Raw genomic sequence first — 15,542 nt, forward strand, 5'->3', positions numbered from 1 at the left:
GTATTTGATCCCTTGGGGGCGGCATGAAGATATTGGTCCTTGGCGCTGGCGTCGTCGGCACGGCCGCCGCCTATTATCTGGCGAGCGACGGCCACGAGGTGACCGTGATCGAGCGCCATCCGATGGCGGCGCGCGGCACCAGCCAATCGAATGCCGGGCTGGTGTCGCCCGGCGACGCCACCGCCTGGGCCTCGCCCGCTGCGCTGAAGACGTTCCTGCGCGCGCTTTACAACCATGATCTCGGCATCAAAGTGCGGCTGCGCTTCGATCCCTATTTCTTCGCCTGGAGCTTGCGCTTCCTGCGCCAGTGCACGCAAGCGCGTTTGCGTGCCAACACCGACATCAAGCTGCGCCTGGCGCTTTATTCGCGCGACTGCATCAATGCCATTTCGGCCGACACCGGCATTCACTATGACGAGCGCAAGAAGGGCATTCTCTATTTCTTCCGCTCACAGCAGAGTCTTGACACCGGCACCGACAATTACCGCTATCTCGCCGAGCACGGTCTGCCGATCGAGATCGTCGGCCGCGACCGGCTGGTCGAGCTCGAGCCAGGCCTTGCCGGGGCCAGGGACAAGATCGCTGGCGGCGTCTATTCGCCGATCGACCAGACCGGCGACTCCAGCCAATTCACCCAAAACCTCGCCGCCTATGCCGCCGAGAAACTCGGCGTCCAATTCCGCTACGGCACGACGGTCGAAGGCCTCGACATCGAAGGCGATCGGGTGCGCGCGGTGATGACCTCGGCCGGACCGATAACAGGCGACGCCGTGGTCATCTCGATGGGACCGGAAAGCGGCCTGCTCGGTCGCCGCTACGGCATCGACCTGCCGGTCTATCCCGTGAAGGGCTATACCGCGACCGTGCCGCTGGAGGACGAGGGCAAGGGGCCGACCATGGGCGGCGCCGACGAGGATCAGCTGATCGCCTATTCCAGGCTCGGCAACCGGCTGCGGCTTGCTTCGACCGCCGAGTTCACCGGCTTCGACCGCAGCCATAAGCCGAGCGATTTTGCCGCCATGTTCAAAACCGGCAAGGATCTTTTCCCCGGCGCCTTCTACGAGAACAAGGCCGAGCTTTGGGCCGGTCTGCGGCCGATGATGCCAAACTCGGTGCCGGTCATCGGCCAGGCGCGCTACAGGAATCTCTATCTCGACACCGGCCACGGCCATGTCGGCTGGACCATGGCCTGCGGCTCGGGAAAATTCCTTGCCGATGTGGTCGCCGGCCGCAGGCCGGAGATCGACCCGCAAGGTCTGGTCTACAAGGGCTAGATCATGTCCGGACCGCAAGTCGCCATCGACCTTGGCCGTATCGAGCGCAATGCGCGCACGATCGTCGACCGCTGCGCCCTGTCCGGCATCAAGGTCTTCGGCGTCACCAAGGGAACTTGCGGCATGCCGCAGGTGGCGCGCGCCATGCTGCGCGGCGGCGTCGCCGGCATCGCTGAATCGCGCTTCGAAAACATCCGCCGGCTGCGCGACAGCGGCATCAATGCGCCGATCATGCTGCTGCGCAGCCCACCGATGGCACGCATCGAGGAGGTGGTCCACACCGTCGACATCAGCCTGCAATCCGAGCTCGCCACCATCCGCGAGCTATCGCGCATCGCCGAACGCATGGGCCGCGTCCATGACATCATGCTGATGATCGATCTTGGCGACCTCAGGGAGGGCATCTGGCCGAACGATCTCATCCCGACGGTCGAGCAGATACTGGCGCTCAGGGGCGTTCGCATCGCCGGCATCGGCACCAATCTCGGCTGCTTCGGAGCCATCATGCCGACGGAGGAAAATCTCGGGCAACTCGTCGCCCATGCCTACAAGACCGAGCGTCTGTCCGGCGCAAGGCTCGACTGGATATCGGGCGGCGCGTCATCGTCGCTGACGCTGCTGCTCGAAGGCAGGCTGCCCGCGGGCATCAACAATCTGCGCGTCGGCGAGGCAATCCTGCAGGGTGGCGTCGAAACCTTCCGCGAGACGCCGTGGGCCGAACTGGAACCCGATGCCTGCCGGCTGACCAGCGACATCATCGAGGTCAAGCTGAAGCCGTCGCGGCCGATCGGCCAATCCGGCTACGACGCTTTCGGCAACCAGCCAGTGTTTCCCGACGATGGCGACAGGCTGCGCGCCATCGCCAATATCGGCCGCGAGGATGTATTGATCGAAGGTTTGACGCCAATCGCCAAAGGGGTGCGCGTGCTCGGCGCCTCCAGCGATCATCTGCTGCTCGACGTGACCGACGCCGAGCCGCCGCCCGCCGTCGGCGACCGTGTCGCCTTCCGCATGAGCTATGGCGCCATGCTGCTGGCGATGACCTCGGAATATGTCGAAAAGGCTCCGATGCACGACGTCGAGGATTTTTCCGGCCGCAAGATGGTGTCTATATCGGCCGATCCGGCGGCCGGCGGCATCCTCGCCAGGGAGGCGATCGGCGCCCGGCTGGAGGCGATGAATTTCGATGTCGTCGAACTGGCCGATATCGAGCGGCCGCCATCCGGCCTGGTCCGGCTCACCGCCGGCAGTGACCGGCGCATCGCCCACAAGGCGCTGACGACGACCGCGCGGGCGACGCACTCGTTTGGCCTGATCTGGATCGATTCCATCGCCGCGCTCATGCCCGAGGAAGAGGATGGCATCGACCTGCCGGAACGTTCGGTGCTGGCGCGGGCGCTGGGTCTCGATCACAAGCCCGGCGCGCTGCAGCCGCAGCTGTCGCCGGAGAACGTCGTCATCGTCGGGCTGCGCCATGCCGATCCGGCCGAGGCCCGGGTGCTGAAGGATTCGCGCGTCTCCGCCTTCACCATGACCGACATCGACGCCATGGGCATGCGCGACCTGATGCACGAGGCGATCCGCATCGCCACCTCCGGCACGCAGGGCTTTCATGTCAGCTATTCGCCTGAGGTGACCGAATTCGCCGGCTGGGCGGCGGGCTCCGGCGGCATCACCGTGCGCGAAACGCATCAGGCGATGGAGGCGATCGCGCTGTCCGGCGGGCTGTTGTCGATGGATGTCTCCGGCCTGACATCAGGTTTGGAACCGCGGATTGCGTTAGACACCGTCAACTTCGTCATGTCGGCCTTCGGCAAGCGGATTTTGTGATCAGCCTCGCGCCTCGACCGCCGCACGCCACGAGCGCGCATAGTTTGTCCAGGCTGGGTCGGCTGGCGGTTCGACCCTTTCGCCTTTGCCTTGGATTTTTCCTTGGTCCGACGCCAGCAAGGCAGCGCCGATGCTGGTGCCGGTGGCTGCCTCGGATGCCAAGACGGCACGCGCCGTGGCCGCAGCCAGCATGCGCGTGAAAAGCCGGTTGCGGGCGAAAGGGCCCTCGACGATGGCCGGGCCGTCGGCGCCGATCAGATCGAGGCAGGTCGCGGTCATCAGCGCCAGGTAGAAAGAGACGGTGGCAAAGCGCTGGCCATTATTGATGCCGTCGGCGTTTAGCCACGCGGCGGTGTGATGCGGAAACGGCCCCGAACCCTGTTGGGTCGAAGGCAGCAGCAGGGTTGTCCTGGCGAATATCGTCCCAATATCCTCGTCGGTCCAGTCTTCCGATTGGCCTTCCGTCAGCAGCGAAAACTCGCGGCCGCCCATGAAACGCGCCGAGGGCACGGGATCACCGAGCGCGTTGACGTTGACCAATGTGTCGCGGGCCGGGTCGAGCGCGATCTTGTTGCCGCCGACCGCCATCGACACCACCCAGGTGCCGGTCGAGACGACGGAGAAAGGCGGTCTGTCCGACAGGAGATGCGGCAGCAGCGAGGCATTGGAATCGTGCAGGCCGCACAACACCGGCGTTTGCGGATCGAGCCCGGTTAGCTTGGCAAGGGCGGGCAGGATCGGGCCGAGGCGATCCTTCGCCGGCCGCACGGGCGCCATCAGCCGGCGCCACTCCATTTTGTCGACCAGCGACGAAAAATCCGCTTTCCACGGGTTCCACAGATCCGTGTGGCAGCCCAGCGAGGTCACTTCATTGGCGGCGACGCCGGTCAGGCGCAAGGCCCAGTATTGCGGGTACGTCAGGATCGCGGCGGCCTTGCCGAACTCCAGCGGGAAGCGCTTCTGCTGCCAGAAGAACTGTGCGCCGAGATTGAGACCGACCGGCAGGCGCGGCGTGCCCGTCTCGGCGAAGGCTGGGCGGATCGCGTCATAGTCCGTGGCGAGCGCGTCGGGCCCGGTGAATTCATAGTCGAGCACCGGCAGCGCCAGCTCACCGGCAGCGTCCACCAGCACGCCCGTCGCGCCATGGGTGGTGATCGATATCGCATCGATGCGCTGTTCGCGATTGATCCCGGCGAGGCTGTCGAGGGTGAACGACCACAGAAGCTCGACATCATGATGCGGGTAGGGACCGTCGGCAACGGGTGCGTTCGCCATACGGCGCAGCGCGACTTCGCGCATGCCGGCAAGATCGACCAGCGCCACCTTGGCATTGGTCTTGCCGATATCGATGACGGCGACGTGACGGGTCATTCCATATGGAACATTGTTTCCAGCGGCACCGCCACCGGCTCGTTATCAGGCTTGGTTTCCATGATGTCGGCCATCTCGGCCCACCAGCGCTGCATCACCGGGTGCTTCGGCAATTCGTCCATGCCGTGGTCGTCGAGCCGCCACAGCACGCCGAACAGTATGTTGGTCTCTTCGTCGAGATGGATCGAATAGTCGGAAACGCCGGCCTGTTTCAGCAGTGCGACCAGCGACGGCCAGATGTCGTCATGGCGCCTTTTGTATTCGGCCTTCATGCCGGGATTGAGCTTCATCTTGAACGCGTATTTCTCGGCCATCAGGTAAAACGCTCCCGCCGCACCCGCCGCCAGACGATGGGCAGCGCGATGACGATGATCAGCAGCAGGCCGATGAAGATCGACATGACGATCCCTGGCACATTGAGCAGCCCCAAGCCAAAAGTCACCAGCCCCATGATGAAGGCGGCGAGCACCACGCCCACTATACTGCCGGCGCCGCCCAGGATGCTGACGCCGCCGAGCACCACCATGGTGATGACTTCCAATTCATAGCCTTGCGCGATCGATGGCCGGGTCGAGCCGAGCCGCGAGGTGATCAGCACAGAGGCGATGCCCGCCATTAAGCCGGTCAGGCAGAACAGGGTAAACTTGATGCGGCCGACCCGTACGCCGGAAAACTGCGCCGCAACCGGATTGTTGCCGATGGCGAAGACGCGGCGGCCGAAGCTCGTCCTGTGCAGAAGGAGCCAGTAGATGACGGCCGCGACAAGGAACAGCGTCAGTTCGAACGACACCACCCACCAGACATAGCCCTGGCCGAAGAACGCGAAGCTCGAGGGATAGCCCTTGTAGGCCTGGTCGCCGAGGACGATGAAGGCGATGCCGCGAAACAGGCTCATCGTGCCGATGGTGACGACGATCGACGGCAATCCCAGCCTTGTGACGAGCAGCCCGTTGAAGGCGCCGCAGCCGAGCCCGACAACGATGCCGATCGCCGCCAGCACCGGCGTGCCGGCGCCAGCCTGCACCGCCATGCCCATCATCGTCGAGGCAAGCGCAATGATGGCGGCGACCGACAGGTCGATCTCGCCGGAAATGATCAGCAGCGCCATGGCGAGCGCGATCAGCGCCTTTTCAGTGAAGTTGAAGGTCAGGTCCGACAGCGACCACGCGTCGAGGAAATAGGGCGAGGCGAAGCTGTTGACGGCAAAGATGGCGACCGCCACAGCGACCAGCAGCGCCTCCCATGAGAAGATCGCCGAGTTCAGCGGCTTGTCGAGCCGGTCGGGAATGTGGCGTGGAGCAGGAGTGTCGGTCATGCCGCTTCCGCCTTTTTGAGGATGATGCGACCTTGCCGGCGTTCGCCGCGCGCGTTGAGCACCACGGCCAGGATGATGGCGCTGCCCGAAATCGCCATCTGCCAGAAGGGTGAGATGTTGATGACCGGCAGCGCATTGGAGATGATGCCGAGGAACAGCGCACCGAGCACCGCGCCGCCGACCGAGCCGATGCCGCCGGCGATCGAAATGCCGCCGATAACGCAGGCGGCGATGATGTTGAGCTCGTAGCCGTTGGCGACCTCGACCGAGGCGATGACGTAGCGCGAAATCCAGAGATAACCGCAGAGACCGCCGATCATCCCCGAGATGCAGAAGACGATGAATTTGGTCCGGCCGACATCGATGCCGGCATAGACCGACGCGGTCGGGTTGACGCCGATGGCGTAGATCGAGCGGCCAAGCGCGGTGCGCGTCATCAAGAGGAAGAACAAGGCGATGGCCAGTATGGCAATCCACGACAGGACCGGAATGCCGAGGAAAGCCGCACGCTGCAGGCCGATGAAATCAGGGCTCATCTGGTCGGCATTGACCCAGGCGCCGCCTGATATGACGAAGGTGGCGCCACGGTAGATGGTGAGCGTGCCGAGCGTCACCACGATCGACGGGATGTTCAGCCGCCATACCAGCAGGCCGTTGATGGCGCCCAGCACCAGTCCGACCAGCAGGGCGATGACGATCAGCAGCGGGATCGGGATTGCCGGATGCGCGGCGTTCAGCATCGCCACCACCATGCCGGTGAAGCAGAGGTTGGACGCCATCGACAGGTCGATCGAGCGGGTCAGGATCACCACCATCTGCCCCAGCGCCAGGATCATCAGGATCGAGGTGTCGTTGAACACTTGGCGCAGATTGGCCGGATTGGCAAAACCCGGAAAGCGCATCGAGATCAGCCCGATCAGCACGACGATTGCGGCGAGCAGCCAGACTTCGCGATACTTGAGGAAGACCTTCATGCTGCGATCCCCGCTGCTGTCTTGACCAGCGTCTCGGCGTCGAGCCCCTTGTTGTCATAGACCGCGGCGATGCGGCCCTCGCGCATGACGACGACGCGGTCGGACATGCCGAGGATTTCGGGCAGTTCGGACGACACCATGATCACCGACAGGCCTTGTGCGACGAGCTCGGCCATAAAGCCGTGCACAGCGGCTTTCGAGCCGATATCGATGCCTTTGGTCGGCTCGTCGAGGATGATCACCTTGGGCGCTGTCGCCAGCCATTTGGCGATGACGATCTTCTGCTGGTTGCCGCCCGAAAGCGTGCCGACATCCTGGCTCAGCGACGAGGCGCGCAAATCGAGCCGCTCGGTATAGGAGCGGGCCAGCGCGAACTCCTCCGCCAGCCGCAACATGCCTGATTTGGACGTGCGCTTGAGCGAGGGCAGCGAGATGTTCTGGAAGATCGGCAGGTCGATCACCACGCCTTGCTTGCCGCGTTCTTCCGGCACGTAGACGATGCCGGCGTCGATCGAATCCGCCGCCGATTTCGGTACGATCGCCTTGCCTTCCAGCGTGATCGTGCCGCTGCTGGTGCGGGTGATGCCTGATATTGCCTGCATGACCTCGCTGCGGCCGGCGCCGACGAGGCCGTAAAAGCCGAGGATTTCGCCCTTATGCAGCTCGAAGCCGATGTCGTCGAACTCGGTCGGATGCGACAGGCCGGAGACAGTGAGTACCGGCGCGCCGATCTCGGCCTTGCGCTGCGGAAAGATGTGATCGACGGCGCGGCCGACCATCATGCGCACGATCTGGCTCTGGCCGGCGTCCCTGATCAGGCCTTCGCCAACCATCTCGCCGTCGCGGAACACGGTATAGCGGTCGGCGATGCGGTAGATCTCGTCGAACTTGTGGCTGATGAACAGGATCGCCTTGCCTTCGCTCTTCAGGAACTCGACCAGCAAAAAGAGCTCCTCGATCTCCTTCAGCGAAAGGGCTGCGGTCGGCTCGTCCATGATGACGATCTGCGCATCGATCGACATGGCGCGGGCGACGGCGACGAGGTGCTTGTTGGCGATGCCGAGATCCTTCAGCCGCGCATCGGCGTCGATGTGGCCAGCGCCCATGGTGTCCAATACTTCACGGGCTTGTCTGCGCATGGTGCGCCAGTCAATGATGCCGAAGCGCGATCGCGGCGCATGGCCGAGAAAGATGTTCTCGGCCACCGTCAGATCGTCGAACAGCACGGTTTCCTGATGGATGGCGGTGATGCCATGCCCGAAGGCGGCATGGGCGCTGGGCAGTGTGACGGCCTGGCCATCGATGCTGATGGTACCCGCGTCGGGCTGGTAGATACCGGTCATGATCTTGACCAGCGTCGACTTGCCGGCGCCGTTCTCGCCGATCAGCGCGGTCACCTGGCCGGGGTAAAGCGACAGGCTGACATCGTGCAGTGCGCGCACGCCGGGAAAACTCTTCGAAATGCCTGATAGGGTCAGGCGCGGAACCGGAGCCAGAGGCTGCTCGGTCGTCGGGCTGAGTTGGGCTGTCGTGTCCATAGTCGTATCAAGCCCTGAAGCAAGGTTCGTTTGAAGGCGCGGCGGAACCTCTGCCCCGCCGCGCCGGCTTGAAGGCTCCAGGATCAATAGATCTTGGAGAACTCTTCGATATTCGACTTGTCGAACTTGAAGGGCGGAGCCATCGCAGCCGAATTGGTGTCGTCGAGCGTGACTTTTCCAACGCGGCCGATCGACAGCGTCGCACCCGGCTTGGCTTCTTCCTTCTTCACCGCCAGATCATGGGCGAGGTAGACGGCTGAGTAGCCGAGATCGATCGGGTTCCACAGCGCAACCGCTTGGCTGGCGCCATTGTCGATGAACTTCTTGAACTCCGACGGCAGTGCCAGGCCGGTGACGTTGACCTTGCCGATCAGGCCCTGGTCGGTCACCACCTGCGCGGCGGCAACGACGCCGACCGTGGTCGGTGCGATGATCGCCTTGAGGTTCGGATAGGATTTTAGCAGGCCCTTGGCCTCGTCCGTGCTCTTGGCCGAGTCGTCATCGCCATAGACGGTGGCGACGAGATTGATCTTGGGGAATTTCTCCGGCAGCACCTTCTTGGCCGCGTCGATCCAGGCATTCTGGTTGGTCGCGGTCGACGAAGCCGACAGGATGGCGACATCGCCGCCTTCCGGCAAATAGTCGGCGGCAAGCTTGATGATGGTCTCGCCGATCAGGTTGGTGTCCGAGGGGTTGAGGTGGAGCTGGCGGCCTTCCGGAGCGACACCCGAATCCCACGAGATGACAGTGATGCCGCGATCCATCGCCTTCTTCAGCGCCGGAACCAGCGCGTCGGCGTCATTGGCCGAAATGGCGATGGCGTTGACCTTCTGGGCGATCAGCGAATTGATCACTTCGATCTGGGCTTCGGCGGTCGCCTTGGTCGGGCCGGTGTAGATGATGTCGACGTCGCCGAGCTCCTTGGCCGCCTCTTCGGCGCCCTTGTTGGCGGCGTCGAAGAAGCCGTTGCCGAGCGACTTCACCACCAGCGCGATCTTGACGTTCTCGGCATAGGCCGCATTTACGAACATAGCGGCGGAGAACGCCGCCGTGACCATCAATTTCTTCAGAAAGCTCATCGAATATCCTCCCTTGAGCGTTGCATTCCATCGCCGCTGCGGGCCTCAGGCCTGCAGCGAAGATTCTTCCTTATTGCCTAGCGTTGTGCGGGCGACGACCAGCGTCACACCGGCGGCCTCCAACATCTTGGCCTCGCGGTCCTCGATGCCGTCGTCGGTGATGACCGTGGCGATGCGCGACAGGCCGCACAGGATCAGGCTCGAGCGTTTGCGGAACTTCGACGAGTCGACCAGCACCACCAGTTCGTCGGCCTGATCGATTAGTTTCTGCTCGGCCTGGATCAGCAGCGGATCGCCTTCCATCAGGCCCAACGGCCCGAGCCCTTGCGCGCCCATGAACATGCGGCGCGCATAGAAATTACGCGTCACGTCATTGTCGAATGGCGACAGGATGATGTTCTGCTCGCGGTAGATGGTGCCGCCCGACAGCATCACCGTATTCTTGGAGTGCTTGAGCAGGTGCTCGGCGATCGGAAAGGAATTGGTGAAGATCGGCATGCGGCGGCCGGTCAGGAAATGCACCATCTGGAAGGTGGTGGTGCCGCCATTGATGATGATCGGCTCGCCGTCCTTGCACAGTTCCACGGCGTCCCGCGCGATCGCCCGCTTCTGCGACGCGTTGATCGTCTCGTTGACGGAAAAGGGCCGGCCGGCAAGACCGATGAATTGCGGTGGGGTGATCGCTTCGGCGCCGCCACGCACGCGGCGCAGGCGCTTTTGCACATGCAATGCGGCGATGTCGCGCCGGATCGTCGCCTCGGACGAGTCTGTCAGGTCGACCATCTCCTGCACCGTCACCACAGGCTTTTCCTGGACGGCGGACAAAATGATCCTGTGGCGCTCTTTCTCGTGCATGGTTCCTCCCTGCCAGCACATCTAGGCACTCAAAACGCGCAGTGTCAATCATTTCCGATCAGATAAATCCATTGTGCAGTGCAATATGATCGATGTTGATCGTTTGTGATTGACAACGCCGCCGCTTGCGTAGAAATTCGGACCAAAGGGGTCGCGCCTTTTTGCGCGTCTCACGTCACGGGAGGATTACCTATGCTCGACAAGCGCTCCGGCACGCGCCTCGCCAACCTTTGGGATGAGGCGAAAGCCCTGGGGATGAGCGAGCCGGAACGTCTCGTCTATCGCTCGAATGTTCTCGGCTCCGACAAGCGCGTCACCAACTATGGCGGCGGCAACACCTCTTCCAAGATCTGGCAAAGGGATCCGCTCACCGGCGAGAGCGTGGAAGTGCTGTGGGTCAAGGGCTCGGGCGGCGACAGCGCCTCGATCAAGCTCGACGGCTTCGCCACGCTCTACATGGACAAGCTGCGCGCGCTGAAGGGTCTCTATCGCGGCCTCGAGCATGAAGACGAGATGGTCGGCTATCTGCCCCACTGCACCTTTAATCTTAACCCACGCGCGGCCTCGATCGACACGCCGCTGCACGCCTTCGTGCCGAAGCCCTATGTCGACCATATGCATCCCGACGCGATCATTGCGATCGCCGCCGCCAGGGATTCGAAGGCGCTGACCAAGGAGATCTTCGGCGAGACGATCGGCTGGCTGCCATGGAAGCGTCCGGGCTTCGAACTCGGCTTGTGGCTGGAAAAATTCTGCGTTGAAAACCCTGAGGCCAAGGGCGTCGTGCTGGCAAGCCATGGACTGTTCACCTGGGGCGAGACGCCTCGGGAATGCTACGAGACGACGATCTCGGTGATCAACCAGGCGATCGAATGGTTCGAGCGCAAGTCTGAAGGCAAGCCGATCTTCGGTGGCGAAGTCGTCAAATCGCTCGACGCGCCGGCGCGTCGCGCCGTGGCCGCAAGGCTGATGCCGAGGATCCGCGGCCTGATTTCGGAGAAGAGCCACAAGCCTGGCCATTTCGACGATTCGCCCGCCGTGCTCGAATTCGTCAATTCGAAGGATTTGCGCCCGCTGGCGGCACTCGGCACATCCTGCCCGGACCATTTCCTGCGCACCAAGATCCGGCCGCTGGTCATCGAATTCGATCCCAACAATCCCGATGTCGATGCCGTCATCGCCCGTCTCGCCGACGATGTGGCGGAGTATCGCGTTGGCTATCAGGCCTATTACAACAGGTGCAAGCACGTGGATTCGCCGCCCGTGCGTGATCCGAACGCCGTGGTCTATCTGATGCCTGGCGTCGGCATGTTCACCTTCGCCGGCGACAAGGCGACGGCGCGCATCTCGGGCGAGTTCTACGTCAATGCCATCAATGTCATGCGCGGCGCCTCGACGGTGTCGACCTATGTCGGACTGCCCGAGCAGGAAGCCTTCGACATCGAGTACTGGCTGCTCGAAGAGGCAAAGCTGCAGCGCCTGCCGAAACCGAAGGCTCTTGCCGGCCAGATCGCGCTGGTCACCGGTGGCGCCGGCGGCATCGGCCGGGCGACGGCCAACCGGCTGCTGCGCGAAGGCGCCTGCGTCGTGCTGGCCGATATCGACGAAACCGCCCTTGCCAGCGCCAATGACGAGTTGGCCAAAGCCTATGGCAAGGATTTCGTGCGACCGGTGGTGATCAACGTCACGTCAGAGGACCAGGTCATCTCCGGCTTCGCCGAGACCGCTGTCGAATTCGGCGGCATCGATATTCTGGTGTCGAATGCCGGCCTGGCGACCTCGGCGCCGATCGAGGAGACGACGCTGGCGCTGTGGAACAAGAACATGGACATCTTGTCGACCGGCTATTTCCTGGTTTCGCGGGAAGCATTCCGGCTGTTCCGTGCGCAAAAAATCGGCGGCAACGTCGTCTTCGTCGCCTCCAAGAACGGTCTTGCCGCATCGCCCAACGCCGCCGCCTATTGCACCGCCAAGGCCGCCGAAATCCATCTGGCGCGCTGCCTGGCGCTGGAGGGCGCCGACGCCCAGATCAGGGTCAATGTCGTCAATCCCGACGCCGTGCTGCGCGGCTCGAAGATCTGGACCGGCGAGTGGAAGGAACAGCGCGCCGCCGCCTACAAGATGTCGACCGACGATCTGGAGGAGCACTACCGCTCGCGCTCGATGCTGAAGCGTTCGGTGTTCCCCGAAGACATCGCCGAGGCGATCTATTTCTTCGCCTCCGACATGTCGGCCAAGTCGACCGGCAACATCGTCAATGTCGACGCCGGCAACGCGCAGAGTTTTACGCGATAATAGTTTGAAGGCGGCGCTGCCCCTCACCCTTACCCTCTCCCCGTAAGGACGGGGAGAGGGGTCGCCAACGCCGGAGCACTTCCCTTCTCCCCGTCTCTATACGGGGAGAAGGTGCCGGCAGGCGGATGAGGGGCAGCGCCGACCAATTGGGAGGAACCATGTCCGAAACCATCATCTCCGCCGACATCGTCGATAAGGACAACGCAGCGCGCGCGGCCGACCTCAAGCGCGATTACGACTCGCTCGGCGAGCGCCTCGACCGCTCCGGCGTTGCCATCGACGCCATTCTCGACAAGGTCGAAAAATTCGCCGTGGCGATCCCGTCCTGGGGCGTCGGCACCGGCGGCACCCGCTTTGCCCGCTTTCCCGGCGCCGGCGAGCCGCGCGATATTTTCGACAAGATCGAGGACTGCGCCGTGATCCGGCAGTTGACGCAGGCGACGCCGACAGTCTCGCTGCACATTCCGTGGGACAAGGCCGACCCGAACCGGCTGAAACAGGCGGCATCCCGCTACGGCCTCGGCTTCGACGCCATGAATTCGAACACGTTTTCCGACGCCAGGGACCAAGCGCTTTCCTACAAGTTCGGCTCGCTGTCGCATGCCGATGCCGCAACGCGCCGGCAGGCCGTCGAGCACAATCTCGAATGCATCGAGATCGGCAAGACGCTGGGCTCGAAGGCGCTGACTGTGTGGATCGGCGACGGCTCGAATTTCCCCGGCCAGGTCAATTTCGCCAAGGCGTTCGAGCGTTATCTCGACGCGATGAAGGAGATCTACGCCGGACTGCCGGACGACTGGAAGCTGTTCGCCGAGCACAAGATGTACGAGCCGGCCTTCTATTCGACGGTCGTGCAGGATTGGGGCACCAACTACATCATCGCCAAAGAGCTCGGCGACAAGGCGTTCTGCCTGGTCGACCTCGGCCATCATGCGCCCAACGTCAACATCGAGATGATCGTGTCGCGGCTGATCCAGTTCAAGAAGCTCGGCGGCTTCCATTTCAACGATTCGAAATATGGCGACGACGATCTCGACGCCGGCTCGATCGATCCCTACCGGCTGTTCCTCGTCTTCAACGAACTGGTCGATGCCGAGCTTGCCGGTGCCGAAGGTTTTGATCCGGCCCACATGCTCGACCAGAGCCACAACGTCACCGATCCGATCGAGAGCCTGATGCTGTCGGCGGTCGAAGTGCAGCGCGCCTATGCGCAGGCGCTGCTGGTCGACCGCAAGGCGCTGGAAGGCTTCCAGGATGCCAATGACGCCTTGATGGCGACGCAGACGCTGAAAGCCGCCTATCGCACCGATGTCGAGCCGATCCTCGCCATGGCGCGGCTGAACACGGGCGGCGCCATCGATCCGGTCGCCGCCTACCGCGCCGCCGGCTATCGGGCCAAGGTCGCGGCGGAACGGCCGCCGGTTGCGGGTGGCAGCGGCGGGATTGTTTGATACCGGCCTGAAACGAAAAAACCCGCCTGAGGCGGGTCGCGGCACAAATCAGTACCATGAGTAAACCAATAGCACTGCCGGCACAAAGCAAGAACAAAATGGTTGTGCCACTAGGCAGGGCAGGGAGGGGCGCGAAGGATCGCGGCTTCATTCCAGCTTGGGTTCCTCGCCCCACGAAAAGGGGAGAGGTGGCTCGGCGAAGCCGAGACGAGAGGGGACCGCGCTCTACGAAGCCCCCTCTCCGGCCGCTTCGCGGCCACCTCTCCCCCGCTTCGCGGCGGGCGAGGAACCCAGGTCTTGAGAGTTCGTGGAAGGTGCAAGCCTCGCCGAATCTTCATTATTGTCAGTAGACTCAACCTCACCAAGCGGCTTTTTTAGGCGCATCCCACGCCCCGGAGAACGGCCATGCACCGCCGCACCCTAATCGCAATCAGTCTTTCCCTCACCTTGACCTTTGCGCCGCTGGTGGCCGCATTCGCCGCCTCGCCGCAGCCGGCGAAGGGCGAGCATGGCATGGTGGTGACCGCCCAGCATCTTGCGTCGGAAGTCGGCATCGAGGTGCTGAAGAAGGGCGGCAACGCCGTCGATGCGGCGGTCGCCGTCGGCTACGCGCTGGCTGTCGTCTATCCGAACGCCGGCAATATCGGCGGTGGCGGTTTCATGACCATCCGCTTCAAGGACGGCCGCTCGACCTTCCTCGATTTCCGCGAGCGCGCGCCGCTCGCCGCGACGAAAACCATGTATCTCGACAAGGATGGCAAGCCGGTGAAAGGCGCCAGCCTCGACGGCTATCTCGCGGTCGGCGTGCCGGGCTCGGTGGCCGGCTTCGAGACGGCGAGGGAAAAATACGGCACGCTGACGCGGCAGGACTTGATGGCGCCGGCAATCCGCTATGCCAAGGACGGCTTCGTGCTGGAGCAGGGCGATGTCGCCTCGCTCGAAGGCGGTGCCGCGCGGCTGGCCAAGGACCCGGCCGCCGCCGCCATCTTCCTGAAGCCTGACGGCAAGCCTTATGGCATCGGCGAACGCCTGGTCCAGGCCGATCTCGCCGCCTCGCTCTCGGCCATTTCGGAACGAGGTCGCGATGCCTTCTACAAAGGGCCGATCGCCGACGCCATCGTCAAGGCGAGCGCGGAGAAGCGCGGCATTCTGGCCAAGGCGGATTTCGAGACCTATGCGGTTCGCGAGCTCGAGCCGGTGACCTGCAACTACCGCGGCTATGAGATCACCTCCTCGCCGCCGCCGAGCTCGGGCGGCGTCATCATCTGCGAGATCCTCAACGTGCTGGAATTCTATCCGCTGTCCTATCTCGGCGCCGGTTCTGCCGAAACCGTCAAAATCATGGTCGAGGCAATGCGCCATGCCTATGTCGATCGCAACTCGGCGCTCGGCGATCCCGACTTCGTCGACAACCCGGTCGAAAAGCTGCTGGATAAGAATTATGCGAAGGAAATCCGCGAAAAGATCGATCCGTTCCGGGCCGGGGTGTCGCAGGACTTGATGCCGAAGGGCTTTGGTGAGAGCCAGGAGACGACGCACTATTCGATCGTCGACAATGAT

General features: G+C 63.3%; 12 protein-coding genes. 5 read left to right on the forward strand and 7 right to left on the reverse strand.

All coding sequences use genetic code 11. The features are described from left to right. The first annotated feature begins 23 nt into the window (after positions 1 to 23). Positions 24 to 1,274 carry a D-amino acid dehydrogenase gene (locus tag BQ8482_RS05610; RefSeq protein WP_123146594.1) on the forward strand — a complete coding sequence of 417 codons (1,251 nt, stop codon included), beginning with the start codon at positions 24 to 26 and terminating at the stop codon, positions 1,272 to 1,274. A 3-nt stretch (positions 1,275 to 1,277) separates the two neighbouring features. Next, complete coding sequence (locus tag BQ8482_RS05615) at positions 1,278 to 3,104, forward strand: alanine racemase (protein ID WP_123146595.1); 1,827 nt, start codon at positions 1,278 to 1,280, stop codon at positions 3,102 to 3,104. Here BQ8482_RS05615 and BQ8482_RS05620 read toward each other — a convergent pair whose 3' ends face one another. From BQ8482_RS05620 to BQ8482_RS05650, 7 genes are all read right to left on the reverse strand, one after another. After that, on the reverse strand, positions 3,105 to 4,475 hold the full coding sequence (locus tag BQ8482_RS05620) for an FGGY-family carbohydrate kinase (RefSeq protein ID WP_123146596.1): 1,371 nt from the start codon (positions 4,473 to 4,475) through the stop codon (positions 3,105 to 3,107). Next, positions 4,472 to 4,789, reverse strand: a complete 318-nt coding sequence (rhaM, locus tag BQ8482_RS05625; RefSeq protein ID WP_123146597.1) for an L-rhamnose mutarotase — start codon at positions 4,787 to 4,789, stop codon at positions 4,472 to 4,474. The genes BQ8482_RS05620 and rhaM overlap by 4 nt, the downstream gene beginning before the upstream one ends. After that, positions 4,789 to 5,790, reverse strand: a complete 1,002-nt coding sequence (locus BQ8482_RS05630; protein WP_123146598.1) for an ABC transporter permease — start codon at positions 5,788 to 5,790, stop codon at positions 4,789 to 4,791. Before BQ8482_RS05630 ends, rhaM begins: the two co-directional genes overlap by 1 nt. After that, entirely contained in the window at positions 5,787 to 6,764 is a 978-nt protein-coding gene (locus BQ8482_RS05635) for an ABC transporter permease (protein ID WP_123146599.1), read from the reverse strand. Before BQ8482_RS05635 ends, BQ8482_RS05630 begins: the two co-directional genes overlap by 4 nt. Then, a complete protein-coding gene (locus BQ8482_RS05640) occupies positions 6,761 to 8,302 on the reverse strand; it encodes a sugar ABC transporter ATP-binding protein (RefSeq protein ID WP_123146600.1) in 1,542 nt (513 codons plus the stop codon). Before BQ8482_RS05640 ends, BQ8482_RS05635 begins: the two co-directional genes overlap by 4 nt. Before the next feature lie 83 nt (positions 8,303 to 8,385). Next, positions 8,386 to 9,381 carry a rhamnose ABC transporter substrate-binding protein gene (rhaS, locus tag BQ8482_RS05645; protein WP_029356748.1) on the reverse strand — a complete coding sequence of 332 codons (996 nt, stop codon included), beginning with the start codon at positions 9,379 to 9,381 and terminating at the stop codon, positions 8,386 to 8,388. Positions 9,382 to 9,426: 45 nt separating this feature from the next. Beyond that, positions 9,427 to 10,236: a DeoR/GlpR family DNA-binding transcription regulator gene (locus tag BQ8482_RS05650; protein WP_123146601.1), complete on the reverse strand. Its 810-nt coding sequence runs from the start codon at positions 10,234 to 10,236 to the stop codon at positions 9,427 to 9,429. 192 nt (positions 10,237 to 10,428) lie between these two features. On the opposite strand from BQ8482_RS05650, the gene BQ8482_RS05655 reads away from it, so the two are divergent. The 3 genes from BQ8482_RS05655 to ggt all read left to right on the forward strand — a co-directional run. Further along, the gene (locus BQ8482_RS05655) at positions 10,429 to 12,531 is read left to right on the forward strand and encodes a bifunctional rhamnulose-1-phosphate aldolase/short-chain dehydrogenase (protein ID WP_123146602.1); all 2,103 of its coding nucleotides are present in this window, start codon (positions 10,429 to 10,431) and stop codon (positions 12,529 to 12,531) included. Between the two features lie 158 nt (positions 12,532 to 12,689). Then, positions 12,690 to 13,982, forward strand: a complete 1,293-nt coding sequence (gene rhaI / locus BQ8482_RS05660; RefSeq protein WP_123146603.1) for an L-rhamnose catabolism isomerase — start codon at positions 12,690 to 12,692, stop codon at positions 13,980 to 13,982. A gap of 405 nt (positions 13,983 to 14,387) precedes the next feature. Beyond that, positions 14,388 to 15,542 (forward strand): gamma-glutamyltransferase (gene ggt / locus BQ8482_RS05665; RefSeq protein ID WP_244602618.1); only part of this gene is annotated, 1,155 nt, incomplete at its 3' end.

The organism is Mesorhizobium delmotii (assembly GCF_900149755.1).
GTDB lineage: Bacteria > Pseudomonadota > Alphaproteobacteria > Rhizobiales > Rhizobiaceae > Mesorhizobium > Mesorhizobium delmotii.

What these genes read in the sequence shown, in the direction of transcription:
- BQ8482_RS05650 (WP_123146601.1), bottom strand. Translation starts at nt 10,236, where the DNA reads ATGCACGAGAAAGAGCGCCACAGGATCATTTTGTCCGCCGTCCAGGAA.
- rhaS (WP_029356748.1), bottom strand. Translation starts at nt 9,381, where the DNA reads ATGAGCTTTCTGAAGAAATTGATGGTCACGGCGGCGTTCTCCGCCGCT.
- BQ8482_RS05615 (WP_123146595.1), top strand. Translation starts at nt 1,278, where the DNA reads ATGTCCGGACCGCAAGTCGCCATCGACCTTGGCCGTATCGAGCGCAAT.
- BQ8482_RS05610 (WP_123146594.1), top strand. Translation starts at nt 24, where the DNA reads ATGAAGATATTGGTCCTTGGCGCTGGCGTCGTCGGCACGGCCGCCGCC.
- BQ8482_RS05620 (WP_123146596.1), bottom strand. Translation starts at nt 4,475, where the DNA reads ATGACCCGTCACGTCGCCGTCATCGATATCGGCAAGACCAATGCCAAG.
- BQ8482_RS05640 (WP_123146600.1), bottom strand. Translation starts at nt 8,302, where the DNA reads ATGGACACGACAGCCCAACTCAGCCCGACGACCGAGCAGCCTCTGGCT.
- BQ8482_RS05635 (WP_123146599.1), bottom strand. Translation starts at nt 6,764, where the DNA reads ATGAAGGTCTTCCTCAAGTATCGCGAAGTCTGGCTGCTCGCCGCAATC.
- rhaM (WP_123146597.1), bottom strand. Translation starts at nt 4,789, where the DNA reads ATGGCCGAGAAATACGCGTTCAAGATGAAGCTCAATCCCGGCATGAAG.
- rhaI (WP_123146603.1), top strand. Translation starts at nt 12,690, where the DNA reads ATGTCCGAAACCATCATCTCCGCCGACATCGTCGATAAGGACAACGCA.
- BQ8482_RS05630 (WP_123146598.1), bottom strand. Translation starts at nt 5,790, where the DNA reads ATGACCGACACTCCTGCTCCACGCCACATTCCCGACCGGCTCGACAAG.
- BQ8482_RS05655 (WP_123146602.1), top strand. Translation starts at nt 10,429, where the DNA reads ATGCTCGACAAGCGCTCCGGCACGCGCCTCGCCAACCTTTGGGATGAG.